The organism is Ornithobacterium rhinotracheale DSM 15997, from assembly GCF_000265465.1.
Classification (GTDB): Bacteria; Bacteroidota; Bacteroidia; order Flavobacteriales; family Weeksellaceae; genus Ornithobacterium; species Ornithobacterium rhinotracheale.
On record NC_018016.1, the window covers coordinates 1,203,476 to 1,219,232 of the forward strand.

Here is a 15,757-nt window from a genome sequence, read left to right on the forward strand (position 1 = left end):
TATAAAAGAAATAAACATTCATTGTTTTTAAGGTTTATTCTGTTTGGTTGAATGTGTTTTTAATTTGTAAATGACTGAAAATTAGAAGTGATAAATATTTTTTATTTTTTAATGATAAAAACTTTGGAAACTTTTTTTGTTTGTAAAGTTTTTTTGGTTTTAAATTTGCGGTGAAATTAAAAAATGGAAATGAAAGAGAAAGTGCTGAATAAAGCCAAGGAATTGTTCTGTCAGTTTGGTTATAAGACCATTACGATGGACGAGGTGGCAAATCAGCTGAGCGTTTCGAAAAAAATACTTTACGAAATCTACGATTCCAAAAGTAAATTGGTAGAGGAAGTGGTGGGGAGTTTGCAAAAGGACATTGATAGGGAAATCGAAAACAGTTTTGATAAACGATACAATGCCATTGAGCAGATTTATGCGACCATCAGTCAAGTCGAGAAAGTTTTTGGCGTGTTGAATTCAAGAAAGTTGAATTGGGAATTGCAAAAATATTATCCCAAAATTCGTCAGTCGCTAGACATAAATGTAATGGAGCGAATGAAAAAGTACTTGTATCGAAACATTCAGCAGGGAATTGCCGAGGGGCTCTATCGCCCAGAGATTGATATGCAATTTATGTTCTATTTCTTTTGGGGGATTACTCAAAACAAATGGGGCGAGGAGATTTACCCAGAACATAAATTTGATTTTAAAGAAGTAGAGAAAAAACACATGGAGTATGTACTCAGAATCATGGCGACTCCAAAGGGTGTTGCAGTGCTCGAAAAAATAATTAATCCAGAAAAATAAGATATGAAAAAGTTATTAATATTAATGTGTGCTACGGCAAGTGTGTGGCTGGGTGCACAGCAGCAAAAGACGCTCACCTTGAAAGAGGCGATAAATTATGCGCTGGAAAACAAGAGCGAGGCGGAAAAAGCTGCCTTGGAAATCGAAAAAAGTGAGTATAAAATCAAGGAAGTGCGCGCCAATGCGTTGCCTAATGTTTCCGTTTCGGGTGGGCTTACTTACAATCCTCTGTTGCAGGAAGTATAATCCGCAAAACGAAATGTACACAAATTTAAAACGAAATGTACATTTTTTAGTCGGATGCAGACACAGCAAAGATAGACAAAAGCCCTCACAATTGAGGGCTTTTTTATTACACATTTAGCTCAAATTTCACTTTATCACCTTTTAGTAGACTCTTGGTTTTCTCCAAATTGTTCTCGTAAATATGGACATTGCCAATATTGAGTGTGATAGACTTCAACGGTAAATCAATTTGACGGCTAATCAAATACAAGTGATAAATATCGGCGGGTAAACCTAAATTCGCATCACTTGAACGCTGGTAAGCCGAGACCACTAACTTGCCTTTATCTATCTGGAATTGCACCAACGAAAGGCAAGGTTGCTGATTGCTCTCTGCGCCTGTTTCGCCAAGAAATAGCACATAATTCTTGCTGCTCCGCTTTTCTCTATTAATTTGCTCAATTAAGCGCGGCAAACGCTCAAAATAAGTTGGATAAGAGTTTACCAGTATCGGTCTGCAATAATCCCACCAGTTAATGCCTTTTTCTCGGTATTTTTCCGTTAGCCTTTCGCCTTTTTGGAAAAGTTCTAATTCATTTTTGAGCTTCATTCTGGCGATGCCGTGCCCCTCAAAAATTTCAAGCAAATCAGCTGGCTTGAGTTTCAATTGTTCATCTAACAAATAACGAATTTCGCCTTTTTTATTTCGTTGCGTTTTTCCTTTTCTGAGGATTTTTTCTAGTGTTTTATGATATTTATTCATCCTTTATTTTTTATAGTGATACATTATGTCTTGATACGAAGTTTTATGCGTAGGGCAATTGGTCATCGCCGTACAAGTCGCGTCTTTAAAAGGATTTAAACTCTCGTTCGTACGAGTTCCAAGCCACTGGCAAAGCTCCACCACTTGACTTTTATTGCTGGTAAAATAAAAGAAGTTAGAACCTTGCAAGGTTTCCAATACTTCCAGATAATCTGTGAGTTTCCAATACTTATCGTTGGCATAAGTGGCGGTATCGGTACTTAAATAAGGCGGATCAGCCAAGAATACCACATTGTCCAAATCTTTATACTTCTGGAACAAATGGCGGTAATCCTCGCTTACCACTTCAATGCCTGCGAGGTAATCGCTTGCCTCGTCAAAATTGGTTTTTCGGATAGTGTTATATAGAGTGTCATTAGTAAAATCTTCAAGTTTGAGCCCATAATTCATTGAAAATTTTAAACTTCCAGAAAGCGTAATCCAATCCACAAAACCGCGCTTATCGGCTCTTTTCAGCACTTCTAGCACTTTCTCTTTTTCTTCTCCTTGAATTATCTTACCTCTTGGTGTTTTAAGGTTTAAAGCCCTCAATTCCTCTAAAATTTTATTCGTTTCTGGAATGGCTTTTAAACGTTTTTGAAAGTTATCAAAATCGTTATAAACTACCTTAGCCTCTGGGTGTACACACTTCACGGTGTGGCTAAGCAAGCCAGAACCACCGAACAAATCCACATAAATGGCATTACTCGGAAAGCCTTTTAAAGCCTCTTTAAAATGTTTTACAAAATTTCTCTTTTGCCCTTGAAATGGTAAGGGCGCACTTTTAAATTGTTTTCGTTTCATATTGTTTATTTTTTAATTGTTATTATCTTTGCCATCCGACTCAACAAAGCACAAAAAAAGCCACTGGCTACAGAAGACATTTTGTCCTCCGTAGCCAGTGGCTTGTGTTTTAAATTGAGTCGGATCTTTTTAAAAGCGGAGGACATTTTTTATACTTCCGTCCTCTACAAAAGAAGTTTTAATCCGTCAAATACACGGTAATTTCAACATTATTATTTAATGTTATAACATGCTCACCTGTGGCGCCTTTTTTACGCAATTCGTAGAGTTTTTTATCAAATAACACCTTACCTCCTTTGTCTATCAATTTGGCAGCTTCTTCATCATAAAGAGGTGGTGTTTGAAAATATGAAAACATTGTTTCAATGATATTTTGCCACAACAAACTTATATTTTCAATTATTTTTAAACCCATTTTAAAAAGCGTTTAAATTTCCAGAATAGCCAAGCTAAAAAAGCAATCACGGCAATAATGGCAGCGTATTTTAAGCCTTTAACGAGTTTTGTATTATCCCTTTCTAAATAGGTTATTTTCTCTTTTTGCGCACGGTTCTCCTGCTTTAAAATGGCATTTTCTGCCTTTTCATCTAAGAGCTCACGGCGCAAATTTGTAAACGCCCACGCTTGAGAACTGTCTTTTTGCTCGTTTTTTTTACTTAGCTTTCCGTTTTGCACAACCACTTTGTAAATGGTGTCGGTGCCTTTTATTTCGCTATAAATTGCAGGTTTTTCGCCTAGTGCTTCCAGTTGTAGGTTTTGGCTAGATAGCTGAAATCTTGACGAGCTTTTTAACTCGCTCAGCTCATGGGTTAGCTTCCTCCGTGCTATGCTTTGCGTTTGCACTTCGGCACTTTCTGCGCTCATCTCTGCCACTTTGTGGCTTTCTTTCCGAGTTCCGCAACTCATAAGCAAAATCAACAATAAAATAAATATTACACTTCTCATTTTTGGACTAATATTGGTATTTCTTCTAATTCTAACACTGCCAAATCCCACCATAAATTAAACGCAATTAGCTTATCATACAGCCAATTTCTTCCAACTAATTCGCCTGTTTCTTCATTGTAATAGGCAGGGATTCTTCTATAAAAGGCTTTTTTCATTCCTATCGTATTTAATTAATAACTCGGTTAAAAAGTCGGCGATTTTGCCCACATTGGCTTTGTATTTAGCCATATCGCTTTTGTTTGTGATAAAAGCAAATTCAATCAGTACGGCGGTGCCTCGGAGGTTTAAAATGCCAATTCGGCTGTGCTGACCTTGGTTGTCGGTTTTTACGCCTCTGTTGGCTATCCCCATGATTTTAGCCAAGCCGTCCACAGCTTCTTTGGCTAATTTTTTACTATCTGTACCCGCGTTTTGGCTTATGTAAACTTCCACGCCTGTGGCTTCGGGGCGTCCAGCGTTTAGATGCAAGTCCATCACCACATCACCCGTGCGCAGTTCCTTGCGGATACGCCCTTGATACACGCGGTTACTCTCTGAATTATCATCGGTATTATAAGCGTGCCCTTTAGCTTTAAGCCTTGCTACGATCATATTGCGGAGCTTGTCCATTTCATCGCGCTCAATGTAGCCATTGGCGACGGCTCCGCTGTCTTTATCCCAGTGCCCTGCACTGGGGTAAACTTTGGTATTAATCTCTATCATAACTTTAGTTGAATTAAATATTTTACAAACACAATGGGGTTAAGCGTTGCTGTAATATCCCGCCAATCAAACAAGCCATAAGCTAAATAGTCTCTTAACTCATTCAAAAAGGCGAAAGCAACAGTTACAAAATAACCAATGAGCAAGGCTTTCCACCAATTGAAATCAAAAGCGAGTAAGGCGTAGGCGACAACAAATGTTATCGCCAAGCCTACCGCTGAATGCAATGCTTTGTCTACTGGTATCATAACCCTAGTTTCTGTTTTAATGTTTTTTGTTCTTCTGGAGTAGGACTAAATTCATCTGATAATAAATATTCTAAAAAATTATCTTTTATCTTTAAATTATCTTTTATCCTTTTGATTTCTTCTTCTGTAATCTTTGGAGTAGAAAATTCAGAAGCTAAGACTTTATAAATATTTAATTCATGAGTATCTTCAACCCAACCATTTTTCCCTAAACTGTAACCATTACCATCAGAATGGTCATACCCATTTCCTATTTGAACTTCACCATTTTCTAAATTTGTTGTTTTTTGAAGTAATCTTCTATAAATAAGGATATTTGAACTACTACCTGAATTTAAATATAAGGTTTGCATATACGCTTCTAAACGAACACCTACTTCCTTCATAAATGAATCCATTATTTTTTCAACTTTTAATAAACCTTCACAAGAGCTTATTGAAGTTAATTCTGGTTCATTTTTTACATTACTACCTGAATTTATATAAATTGCATAAGAGCCTTCTGTCAAATAAGAATTAAAGTCTAGTACTTTACCCCCCTCTTCTACTTCTTTTTGAAATTTATATAAATCTAAATTACCTTTTTTAGAACTATCTAATTCTACAACTTTACCATTTCCATCGGCATAAAGCATTTTGACTTGATTACCAGATTGCTCCAATTGGCAAACAATTAGGCAGTCTTCTTTGTGAAATTGACTACCTACTTGTGGAACTTCTTCCCCATAAACGATTGTGTGAAATTTTGCTTGTCTTTCCATATATTTTTAATTTAAAAGTTATTTCCTGTTGCTGTATCTATAATTCCAAGTGCAGCTTTCCACTCACTTATCCGAATGTTATCTGCGTTTGTATTAGCTTTCTTTTCTAATTCTTCTGTATTCTCCTGTTTGAAGTCTTGAAAGTCTGTCGTGCGTAATTTCCCTTCTAAAGCGGTATCAAGCCCTGCGATATTTGAGACACTAAGGCTTTCTAAATGACTTCGGTTTTGTTTTATATAATTCACTATTTCTTTGAGCTCATCTAAGGTGTCATCGTTCACTTGGAGGAGCTGGTTAATTATATCCACTCTGCTCTGAATAGACGCCACGCTTGAGTTGGTACTTTGCAAGGCGGTTTCATCAGCTTTTAAAGCGATGGCCTCTTGCAAATCTTCTTTTGCCTTTGTTAAATCACTTGCCTCGGCTTTACTTTCAATATCCGCAGCCGTAAGATATTCAAGCTTCTTTTTCCACTTGGTAGTTTCAGAGATATTAGAGGCATCGGCATTGGCTTTGTTCTTTATCTCATCTCCAAACATAGCCGCCTTAATTTCTTCTTTCTCTTCGGCAGTGGTATGATTCATCGTATTGATGAACTTTTGAATGCTGAAAACATCCCCCTTTTCAATATTTACGGTGATTTTCCTTTCGGTTTTATTTACTTCAACTTTCATGGACAATAAGTTTTTTAATCGTTAGTTTTCCCTCCAAAAATGTGATTACATCGCCATCGTCTCTTTTCATTTTTAGCGCATAGGAATAGATGCCATCGGGCAAATTTTCTCTTTGCTTTTTTTCTATTACTAGGTTGTTGTGCTCAATGGAAAGCCCCCGCCCAATGGTTCTAAGTTCTTGGCGGTTGCCGTTCAAATCTTGGATTTCCATATAAAATTGAAAGCCACTTATATCTACGGCTTTTCCATCGCCGTCTAGGAGGTTTATCGTCCACGCGGGCGAGGTGTCGCCCTCTCTAAACACTAAATCCAAGCGCGCTATATCTTTATTGCAATTCATTTTCGTTCGTTTTTTGGTCGTCTTGTTTTTGTTTCTCCTCTCGGAGAATTTCTAAAACGTTTCCCATTAAGTCCTCGCGGTTTTTAAATATTCGTATTAACTCCTCCACGCTTCGATCCGTCTTTCTGCGGAGCTTGTCCTCGGCTTTTTCATAAACTGATTTCACTTCGGTAAGTACCAATGCCACGGCGCCAAGTATGCTAAATAAGGGTATCAATGGGAGTGGGTGAGGAAGTATCACCGGTGTAATCACATCGAGAAAGTCAAACATCAGCGCAAAGCTCATCATCGAATAATAAAAAACGAATTTGTTGATGGTTCTGCGGTAGCCCTCACTGGTGCGCGCTTCGCCTAGCGCCTTCGCTTTGCGCACCCCATAAATGAGGTCTACTATCATGGCTACAAGTACCACAACCCATACGCTCACCACTAACCATAGTTGCATGATGAGGTTTTCGTAATTCTTGTTTAAAATATCTATTATCATATGCAAAATTTTTATCTTCTTTCACTGATTAAGTAATAATTACCACCTGCATATCGTATCTTTGCATTATCGCCACGCCCCAAGTCAAAAAAACCATTGTAACCACCTAATGGATTACCATCATAGTTTAATAATTGAGCCGATGGACTTCCTTCAATACGCACAGTTCCTTGTGTTGGTTTAATTACCAAAATTTTAAGCTCAAAAGTTACATTCTCACCATAACCGAGCCCCAACGCCTGCTTAATCTCATTAGCACTAGGCAAATAAACAAATTCTCGACGCCCTGCCTGATTAAAGATAAATTCATGCGTTTTGGTAATATTGTGCTTAATAGCATTGTCGTAGGCACGACCTATATACCCAGTGCTAAAAAGTGCTTTTTGCCCTTTATGATATATATTATCATTTATTCTTGTTAAACCAGCTGTAATGTCTAAAGCTATATTCTCGCCTTGATAACTTGAAGATAACGAAGTAGCATCTAATCGCATAGCAACCAATCTTCGCCCACTTTCAAGACGCATAGTTCTAGACACAATCCCCACATCTTCTGACGGCAAGTCTTTTTTATTTATCTGTACCGCGCGCCAGCCTGCCGCCGCCTTAGCATTCATTATTTGGGTACCTCGGTTCTCTATATATGAAAATTCATTGCCCGTACCGTAAGAACCTAAGCTACTTTCATCTATTCTAAATCCTCCCACTTCTCCAGCCGTAGAAAATAAACTGCCATTTTCCAACACTCGGAAAGGGGCTTTATCCTTGTTAGCCTCGGTACTACCCGCCCAGAACCTCACATCATTTCCACTGCCTTTTATTGTCGTTCCGCTGATACCTGCGTTGGCTTTGCTTTCGTTGCGTTCATTTAATCCTCCTACTTGCAACACGCCAGTACTAATTACATCGCCATCAATGCTAGTGCTTAAAAAGCCCGTTACTTTTTGTAACCGCTCAGAACGATTATAGGCAATTTCCGCGCGCTCCCTCGCATTCCAATTAAGCGTTTCTACGGCATCTGCCAAATTGCTTATTTTCTCCCTATAACTATTAAACTTATCCCTTATTTCTTGGCGCGCTTGTTCTGTTATCTTCCCCGATGAAATGACTTTAATTATATTATCATATAGAAGCTTAAAACTAAGTTTAAATTCTTCATAAACAGGCTTTAAATCCCTTACAATACTATCATCTTGCGTCTTAGCGGTAACATCAGATTTAAACGCCGTGTGCAACGCATTTAACCTGCTGATTTTATTGTTAAAGTCGTTAATTTCTTCAGCACTAATCTGCAAGTCGTTTAAATAGCTGTTCAAAGTGTTTTTAATGCCCGTTATTTCATTGGTATATGTCATAAAATCGCGCGTAATGCGCCCCTCCTCACTTTGTGGATAAACCTTTACTTTGATATTTCTCAACGCATCAAGCATTACAATGTATTCTTCAAGTGCGCGGATTGCCTCATTTTTAGCCTCGGCAGTTATTTTCCTGTCGTTTTTTGCTTTAGAAAAATGCCCATCAAAAATGCCAAACAAGTCTACCATTATATCAAAAGCACTGTAATAGTTTCCGGCAGAATTACCGCCGACAACTCGTCGCACTTGGGATAATCTCTCCTCGTAATTCGCTTTTAAATTCTCTAGGCTCATAAATAAACTTTGCACCTCGGCATTTGGGATTACGCTATTGATCATCTTATTCTCAATATCTCTAACATTTGAAGAAACATCTCTAACTTGACGGCTTAATGATTCAGATAGCGTTTTAGCGGCTTGGACATTTCTTGCAACCTCCGAAATTCTAACTCCATTTACTTTCTCCATTGCGATAAATAGGGCTTTAGCTTTTAGCCTGTATTCTTCAAATTTAGACTTAATGCTTTGCTTCTCGCCGTCGGTTATTTTCTTATCTGAGATAGCCGATAGTATATAGCTGTTTAATGAATTAAAACTGCTGTCGTATGCTGCCTTAGCATTGACTAACTCGGCATCTCGGAGTTGCTCTAAAATTTTAGTAGCACGATTGGAATTTTGAGTATATTCAGTCTTTAAATTTTCCAAAGACACCTCAATAGCCTTGGCTTCTGCCTCCGTTACCACACCGTCTAAAATGGATTTATCTATATTTCCTTTGGCAATGCTTATATTCGTTAGGGCTTGGTCTACATAGTTTTTAACCTGCCCAAAGGCTGGGCTATCGCCTGCGAATTGCACCTTGGCATTAATCTCTATTTTATCCTGCTTAATATCTATCCAGTTATTGCCGTCTTGCGAGGTAATTCGCCCTGTGGTTATTTCTCCTCCATTGATTGCGGTAAATCCGGAAATCAATTTAATTTTCCTAACCTCTTTATCTTTCAGCGTGGAAATATAGCCTAGCTCAAAGTGGTAATAATTCCCGTCACTAAGCGCGGCTATTTTCTTGCTTGTGCATAGAATAGTCCCGCGGTTGCCATTGCGCTCACATTTGGCATAAATATAGCTAGCCTCGTTGGCTTTGAGCGTGTGGCTTCCTTGCGCAATATTCCAAGTTTTGGGCTTGTCGGCAATGGTGTAATGCACCAAGGTTCCAGCCGTATTTTTCACCTCATTGGCGGAGGATTGAAAAATAATCACATCGAACAAATCAAACTGCTGCAAGGGCGCACCTACGGATAGCATTTTAGTTTCAATGCTTAACGGCTTAATTTTCTCTGGTTTGAAATAGCCGTCAGCATCAAATGTATTCGCTTGAATTTCCTGCATAGTTTCGTAGGCTTCTGAAATTCTTTGCTCATTTTTTCGCTGTTCTGCAATGATGATATTGTCTCGTCTTTCTTTTTCTATGTAATTGCGCACTAACTGCGTAATGGTTGCTTGCTCGGCAATTTCAAAAGTGGTCAAATACGGATTATTAATATCTCGCGTGATACTCACTACACGAATGTCGGCGTCAAGTCCAAAATCCGCATCCTTGAAACGAATGGTATTCCCTAGCTTTAGGTTAAAGTTGATTTTCTTTAAATACAGCGGATCTGGCACAATGCCATAAACAAATCGCTGCTTGCTATTCTTGTCCAAATACTTTTGTGCCGCCGCTTGCAATTCTCTTTCAGCCTCTAATACATAAGCCTCCGGCATCATAACATCTACTAAAATGTATCTATCGCCCACGCGTGGCTTAAATTGCGCACTTGGAATTTCAAAGGCTTTTTCCTCTTTATTTTTCAGTAAGGTAAAGGCTTTGGTTTGGCTATTAAATCCGCCTTTTTGCACCTCTAAAACATAGCCCGCTAAGTCTCCAGTTTGAAATATTACCTTAGCCGAGGTGCCAGCTATTAAATATTTCGAGCCGTATTGGTTGTATTCGTTCAAGTCAAAATCAAGCGTTTCGTCGGCAAACATGCGGGGTTCATTGTCAAAAACTTTGGTTACTTTACCCACACGCTTAGGGTAAATCTCATCAAAGTTCTGCACATGCTCCACCACGCCATAGAATGCGGTATTTTTCTCCAAATAAGGCACGGGCATTCTAAGTCTTTTTTGCCCACTTCGGTAATTAGCCGGCAAATTTTTAGCCCCACCTTGTGCATACAAGCGTGTTACCAAACTTGCCTCGGTGTAAGGGTTGCGGCTAATGCTTTTAATGCCTTTGGACTTGCCGTATTCCAGCCTGTATCCAGAAGACTGCGTGCGGTTCTCTAAATGAATGCTTTTATCTGCGTCAATCCAAAGTTCAATATCAAATTCTTCGGCAATGCGGGTAAGAGCTGCAAGGCAATTCGTGTCATTGAAATCAACAGTTTTGGTCTCCGTGGTGGATACCTTACCAATGCGCCAGCCTAATTGCCCCGCTCTGTTAGTGTTTGCCACGACAAGCTCTAGCATTTTGGTTGCCGTGCCTGTAATAGAAAACTCCGGAATGCTCAGTTTATTCTCGTGGTCGTAAAAGAAATATTTAACCTCACTTAATCTATATTTAACCCCGTTAAATGTAAGATTATAACGGTACTGCCGAGTGCTTATTTTCTCCACGCTTGGTTCTTCCACGATATAGTAATTCTTACCATAAACGCTCACGCGGTCGCCAATCTTAAAGAGAATAAAATGATTTAGCGTGAAGTCCATCGTTAGTGTTTCCTCGCCAAAGATTTTCTCCGTAAGACTGCCGTTAGCTCTCACGGTAGCAACAACATCATTATTTCTGTATATTTTATATTTCATTTTGTAATACTTTAAAGGTTAAATCAAATTTCACAAAGACTTTTTCTACATTTTTAAGCCGTTTTAAACTGATTTTAAATCCTGATGATTTCTTATAAAAAACTTTATAAGTTTTGTCGTGGTCAAAAATGTAAAGCGATAATTCTCCAGCTTTTTTAAGCTCATTAAAAAGTGCCGCCCTGTACTGCCAAAACTGCGCGTGATTATTGGCTAGAATGCACATCTTGAGCGTTACATCTTTGTCCTTAAACTTAGGTTCTGCCAAATCATACTCGCCGCCATTTTGTTCTGCCCAATCGTTTTCGTAGACCTCTTTTCGTTCTGGAAACTCCAGCAAGGCTTCGGCACCTGTTTGAATTGCTGCACCCATTTGTGTAAGCAAAATGCCGTTTATTTTATCTTTAAAATCCATTGGCTTTCAAATCATTTCGGTTCGACTTAATGGCTTTCTCCACCTTGAAAATTCCCTCATCTATGCTGTGTAATTTCTCTGTATTTTCTGCTGTTTTACGCGTATTGCGCTCTATATTCATTTGAATTTTTATAAGCTCCGATAAGCGTTCTAGACTATTCCCGCCGTTGGCTTTGATGATTTTTAAAATATCCATCACATGGAGTCGCAACCCCGCCATATGCCCAGAAAGTATATTGATACTCTCCTGTGAGGCGCCTTTAATGGCACCTTGTAAAGAATTGGCGTTTTCTTGCTCTTTTATCACATTGAGCCCCGCTTGATTGATGAGCTCCAGTTTCTTCTTCTGCTCCTCAACAATCGCCATATACATCTGGTTAAAGCTATCGCGCTCGTCGGTAGTAATTACACCGTCGCCGATCATTTTCTCAAGCTCCTCGTGCAAGGCTTGTACTTTTTCGGTGAAGAATTTATCATCTAAACCTGCCAACACGGCATTGCGCAAAAATCCCTCAATATCATCAGCAAAATCAGCGAATGATTTTTTACCCGAGGCGATGCCTTGCTTAATGCTATCGGCTAAGGCTTGCGCTGTGGTACCAGTAGCGGCTTCTCGGAGTTGCTTCAAATACTCACGATTGGCAGCCTCCAAAGAACCGTACTCATCTTTGAGCTTCTTCAAATGCTGATAAGCTTCTTTGGCATCACCTGTCAATGGTTTGGATGCGTCTATTTGCTCCAGCTTTTTCAATAGCTCGTCGGTAATCTCAATGTTTTTTTGAGGAATAAATGAAGTTTGAAAAATTTTGATTTTTCCAAGTTTAAATATCAATTTCTTCTCAAAGCTTCCGATGCCTAAAAGTTCTGCGATATTCTTTTCTACATCTCTGACTTTGGTTTTCTTCCACATTCCTAGGAAACCACCTGTTTTGTAACTCTCTTTATCCACGATGGTTTTTGAGTTCAATAATCGTTTAGCTACGGCATCAATGTTTTGTTTAACCATCTCGGCTGACTTGCGATTGGCGGCAATTTCCTCTTTTATGTTCTCGACGCGGCTTTTGTACAAATCATTGATTTTAACTTCGTCCTGTAAGCGCTTTCTAAGCTCTGCATTATAGGCTAATTGGTGGTAAAATATCTCATCATTCCACTTTTTGAGTTCTTCTCGTGCCTTGCGCTCGCTCTCTCGAACCTTAGCCCCCATATTTAAAAAGCCTGTAATGGCTTTGATGGACTTGGTAATTCCGCCTACAATATCGCCACTGGCAAAGGAGGCTGCGGCACCAGCCACATCGCCAGCAATGTTAAGCAAATCGCCCATTGTTTCCACCGTATCGCCCAGCCCTTCGTCGTATTCTTTGAGTGCTCCGCCAAGCTCGGTAAAAGCACCTCCAAGTTCTCCGGCAACATCGGAAACTTTGGCGAATTTTTTCGCCATGATATCTTTGAGTTGGGCATTTACTTTATCCAATTCTTCCGCTTCCGCGGAAACATTGGTAATGCCTTTTTTTTGCATTTGAGCAATACGCTCAACGAGTTCTGCCTTTTGTTGTAATAAGGCTTTTTCCTCCACGCCTAAATCGGTAGAGGCTTGTATGGCTTTGGCTTTCTCCAGCTCATTTTTAATAAACTTTTTTTGCTCCTCATCTAGCCCATCGCCTGCCTTGTCCAAATACTCCTCCAAGGATTGAATGCGATTGGCCAGCTCTCTTTTGGTAATCCCCACAAGGTTCTGCGACATGCGCTGCATAATAGTCTCTCGCTCGTAGGCTTCGGCATTAATGGCATCGATGGCAGCCTTGCGCTGAAATTCTAATTCTGCCAGCTTTTCAGCCTTTATTTTTTCATTGCTTATTTGCTCTAACTGCTCCTTATCTCGGCGGTATTTTTCTTCTATGGCTTGACGCTTTTCATTAAATGAAATAAGCGCATTATAAGCATCACTAAACTTGCTTTCTTCGGCTTTGTTCTTGTCTTTGTCAAAGCTCTTTTTTTCCGTTTGCAGCTTATTTAATTTCTCCAATTGTTCTGGAGTAATGGTATCGCCTAGCTCTTTTATTTTGTTAATTTCAGCATCTAGCAAAGCCCCGTAATTCTGGTGCGCTTCTACAAGCAAGGCATAGCGTTTGTCGGCTTCTTCTTGCCCCACTTTGGTTTTAAATGCCTCATAAGCGGCGTACATTTCCTTTCTGTCCTGTAAGTCTTTAAAAAAGCTATCATTCTCCTGCTTATCTTTTGCCGCCTTTGTTTCGTTAGCTCGTAACCTTTCAATGCGCATTAATTCGGACACTCCAAGTTTAGCATTTTGCGCCTCCTGCTTTAATTGATTGTATTTATCTTCAATGTCTGCAATTTCTCGCTCCGAAGATTGCATTCGGGATTTTTGATATTCTCGTTCTGCTTGCTCTATACTTTTCAATGCCGCTTGGCGTTTCTGCGCTAATTGCTGTGCTAACTGCTCCGCCTTTCTTGCATTAGCTTCTGCACGGCGACGGCGTTCTTCTGCTGCCTTTTTAACCTCATCGTCTCTTTTCTTCAAAATACCTGCCTCAAATACTGCTTTTTCCTGCTCTATCTCTTTGTATTTCTCCGAATCGTCTTCGTAGCGTTTGAGCATTTTATTATATAAAGCTCTTTGAAGTTCGTCCGTTTTTCGACCTCTGGCTTTTAATATTTCAATGCGTTTTTTCTCGTTTTCTATCTCTATATCTAAACGCGCATTCATTCTATCTTTGGCGTTAGCCGCTTCGCTTTCATTGTAAGCCTTTTCAAAGCTATTTTTGGCATTTTTAACCAAGTTAGTAGCTTCATTTACTGCGCCCGCAAAATCCAATTGAAATAACTTAACCAAGGTTTTAAACACGGTTTCATAAAGGGATAAATAAGCGCGCAAAAAGCCCATTACATAAGATTTCACTTTATCTATCTTATCGCCAAAGCCCTCTACTGCGGGGAATGATTTTTTAATGCCTGCCGTAACTTTATCCCAGTTCGCAATTAGCGAACCTAACAAAACCACCACCAAGCCTATCCCCGTGGAGGCAAGAGCAATTCTAAAGGCTTTTAATGCCCCTGTACTAGTGCCAACAACGGCTGTATAAACTTTCTGCGATAATGTTTGCGCCTGTGTTAAAATGCTATCATTACGCTTGAGTTCTGCCTGTATTTGTTGCAAGCCTTGCAGTACCGACATTGCCGCCGTTACTTTCATAATGCTTTGCTCCACTTCTTTATTTTCTGCACCAAACAATGCCGCAGCACCTTGCGCCATGGAATAGCCCGCAGCAATGGCAGAAGTTGCACGAACTAGCGTATCTAAATGGGTAGTGGTGGATGCCGAGGCGTTGATTTCTTGGTTGGTTCGCTGAATGGCATTTCTTACTTCAACGGCTCTATCTCTTAATATTTGATATTCTTTGGAATTCTGCTTGCCCGCTATTCTAAGCCTTGCCATTGACTGCACAAGTTGCTCCAGCTCCGTTTGCAAATTGACAGATTTCTGCTTGTTTTCTTGCAATTGATTGCCAAACTCATCAAAGCCACTTTTCCCCGTGTTTTTTAGTTTTTTGATAGTGTTTTCTAGCGTTTCAATGTTTTGGTTTAGCACCTTGATTTTCTCTACATCGGTTTCCTGTGCTAATTCTTCTTTGAACGCTCGAAGTGCATCGCTCATCTGATCAATGCTATTGCCCGCAGTATCATATATTGCCGGCGTTCTGCCCAGCATTCTATTGGCCGCCTCAATATCTCTTTTTAAATCTTGAAACTCCTTAGAACCGCTATCCATAGAGCTCATCTTGGCATTAACAAAATCAATCACAACGCCCAGTTGCTCCATTTCATCATGTGCCTTGTTGATTTCTTGGCTTAAAATTTCCAGTTCTTCTGGAGAGGCAAATTGCGGAGTAAAATGCTTATCCGAAATTTGGTCTAATAATCGTCCGGCTTCCTCTAACTTTTGATTTGCCTGCGTTGTAGCTTCCACATCGATGGGAGCTATTTTGGTATTGGCGGCTTCAATAATTTTCTGAATAGCCTCCTGCGTCTTCTTCAATTGGAACGCGTAGACCCCCTGTTGCGTCGGGTCAAAAGTATTGTCGATTTGAGTCTTTAAGTGAGCAAGCGTCGAGGCATGCTGTTTTAGCGCGGCACTTTGCGCCTCGGTAAGTGTGGCATTTTTTGAGAGTATTCCAGAGCTGGCAAGTTGAGTATTTATGTATTCTTTAAACTTCTTTTGCGCATCGTCCATACTCTTAGTTTGCTCCATAGCCGCCTTAACCATTTTAGAAAATTCATCTAAAACAGTTTTATTATTCACGGTGAAATCAATCTTAATTGGCTCGAAATCGCTCAT

At 39.6% G+C, this 15,757-nt stretch carries 15 protein-coding genes and 1 pseudogene; 2 read left to right on the forward strand and 14 right to left on the reverse strand.

Going from position 1 to position 15,757, the window contains the following annotated elements:
* Positions 1-183: 183 nt before the first annotated feature.
* Both ORNRH_RS05625 and ORNRH_RS05630 read left to right on the forward strand, forming a co-directional pair.
* A complete protein-coding gene (locus ORNRH_RS05625) occupies positions 184-795 on the forward strand; it encodes a TetR/AcrR family transcriptional regulator (RefSeq protein WP_036601201.1) in 612 nt (203 codons plus the stop codon).
* Between the two features lie 24 nt (positions 796-819).
* Positions 820-1,032: pseudogene (locus tag ORNRH_RS05630) on the forward strand (TolC family protein); the annotation flags it as partial.
* Positions 1,033-1,147: 115 nt separating this feature from the next.
* On the opposite strand, the gene ORNRH_RS05635 reads toward ORNRH_RS05630, so the two are convergent.
* From ORNRH_RS05635 to ORNRH_RS05695, 14 genes are all read right to left on the reverse strand, one after another.
* Positions 1,148-1,783: a thymidylate synthase gene (locus ORNRH_RS05635; RefSeq protein WP_014790921.1), complete on the reverse strand. Its 636-nt coding sequence runs from the start codon at positions 1,781-1,783 to the stop codon at positions 1,148-1,150.
* 3 nt (positions 1,784-1,786) lie between these two features.
* Positions 1,787-2,626 carry a DNA methyltransferase gene (locus tag ORNRH_RS05640; RefSeq protein WP_014790922.1) on the reverse strand — a complete coding sequence of 280 codons (840 nt, stop codon included), beginning with the start codon at positions 2,624-2,626 and terminating at the stop codon, positions 1,787-1,789.
* Between the two features lie 178 nt (positions 2,627-2,804).
* Positions 2,805-3,041, reverse strand: a complete 237-nt coding sequence (locus tag ORNRH_RS05645; RefSeq protein WP_014790923.1) for a hypothetical protein — start codon at positions 3,039-3,041, stop codon at positions 2,805-2,807.
* Positions 3,032-3,571: a hypothetical protein gene (locus ORNRH_RS05650; RefSeq protein ID WP_155814501.1), complete on the reverse strand. Its 540-nt coding sequence runs from the start codon at positions 3,569-3,571 to the stop codon at positions 3,032-3,034. The genes ORNRH_RS05645 and ORNRH_RS05650 overlap by 10 nt, the downstream gene beginning before the upstream one ends.
* Positions 3,568-3,729, reverse strand: coding sequence for a hypothetical protein (locus tag ORNRH_RS12150; RefSeq protein ID WP_155814502.1), 162 nt, complete (start codon positions 3,727-3,729; stop codon positions 3,568-3,570). Before ORNRH_RS12150 ends, ORNRH_RS05650 begins: the two co-directional genes overlap by 4 nt.
* Positions 3,710-4,276 (reverse strand): N-acetylmuramoyl-L-alanine amidase, encoded by a 567-nt coding sequence (locus ORNRH_RS05655; protein WP_014790925.1) that lies wholly within the window; start codon positions 4,274-4,276, stop codon positions 3,710-3,712. Before ORNRH_RS05655 ends, ORNRH_RS12150 begins: the two co-directional genes overlap by 20 nt.
* Positions 4,273-4,524 (reverse strand): hypothetical protein, encoded by a 252-nt coding sequence (locus ORNRH_RS05660; protein WP_014790926.1) that lies wholly within the window; start codon positions 4,522-4,524, stop codon positions 4,273-4,275. Before ORNRH_RS05660 ends, ORNRH_RS05655 begins: the two co-directional genes overlap by 4 nt.
* Complete coding sequence (locus ORNRH_RS05665) at positions 4,521-5,285, reverse strand: hypothetical protein (RefSeq protein ID WP_014790927.1); 765 nt, start codon at positions 5,283-5,285, stop codon at positions 4,521-4,523. The genes ORNRH_RS05660 and ORNRH_RS05665 overlap by 4 nt, the downstream gene beginning before the upstream one ends.
* 11 nt (positions 5,286-5,296) lie before the next feature.
* Positions 5,297-5,959 carry a hypothetical protein gene (locus ORNRH_RS05670; RefSeq protein WP_014790928.1) on the reverse strand — a complete coding sequence of 221 codons (663 nt, stop codon included), beginning with the start codon at positions 5,957-5,959 and terminating at the stop codon, positions 5,297-5,299.
* Positions 5,949-6,299 (reverse strand): hypothetical protein, encoded by a 351-nt coding sequence (locus tag ORNRH_RS05675; protein ID WP_014790929.1) that lies wholly within the window; start codon positions 6,297-6,299, stop codon positions 5,949-5,951. The genes ORNRH_RS05670 and ORNRH_RS05675 overlap by 11 nt, the downstream gene beginning before the upstream one ends.
* A complete protein-coding gene (locus tag ORNRH_RS05680; RefSeq protein WP_260182315.1) occupies positions 6,286-6,744 on the reverse strand; it encodes a phage holin family protein in 459 nt (152 codons plus the stop codon). Before ORNRH_RS05680 ends, ORNRH_RS05675 begins: the two co-directional genes overlap by 14 nt.
* Positions 6,745-6,797: 53 nt before the next feature.
* On the reverse strand, positions 6,798-10,988 hold the full coding sequence (locus tag ORNRH_RS05685; RefSeq protein ID WP_014790931.1) for a phage tail protein: 4,191 nt from the start codon (positions 10,986-10,988) through the stop codon (positions 6,798-6,800).
* Positions 10,978-11,400 (reverse strand): hypothetical protein, encoded by a 423-nt coding sequence (locus tag ORNRH_RS05690; protein WP_014790932.1) that lies wholly within the window; start codon positions 11,398-11,400, stop codon positions 10,978-10,980. The genes ORNRH_RS05685 and ORNRH_RS05690 overlap by 11 nt, the downstream gene beginning before the upstream one ends.
* On the reverse strand, positions 11,390-15,757 hold the full coding sequence (locus tag ORNRH_RS05695) for a hypothetical protein (protein WP_014790933.1): 4,368 nt from the start codon (positions 15,755-15,757) through the stop codon (positions 11,390-11,392). The genes ORNRH_RS05690 and ORNRH_RS05695 overlap by 11 nt, the downstream gene beginning before the upstream one ends.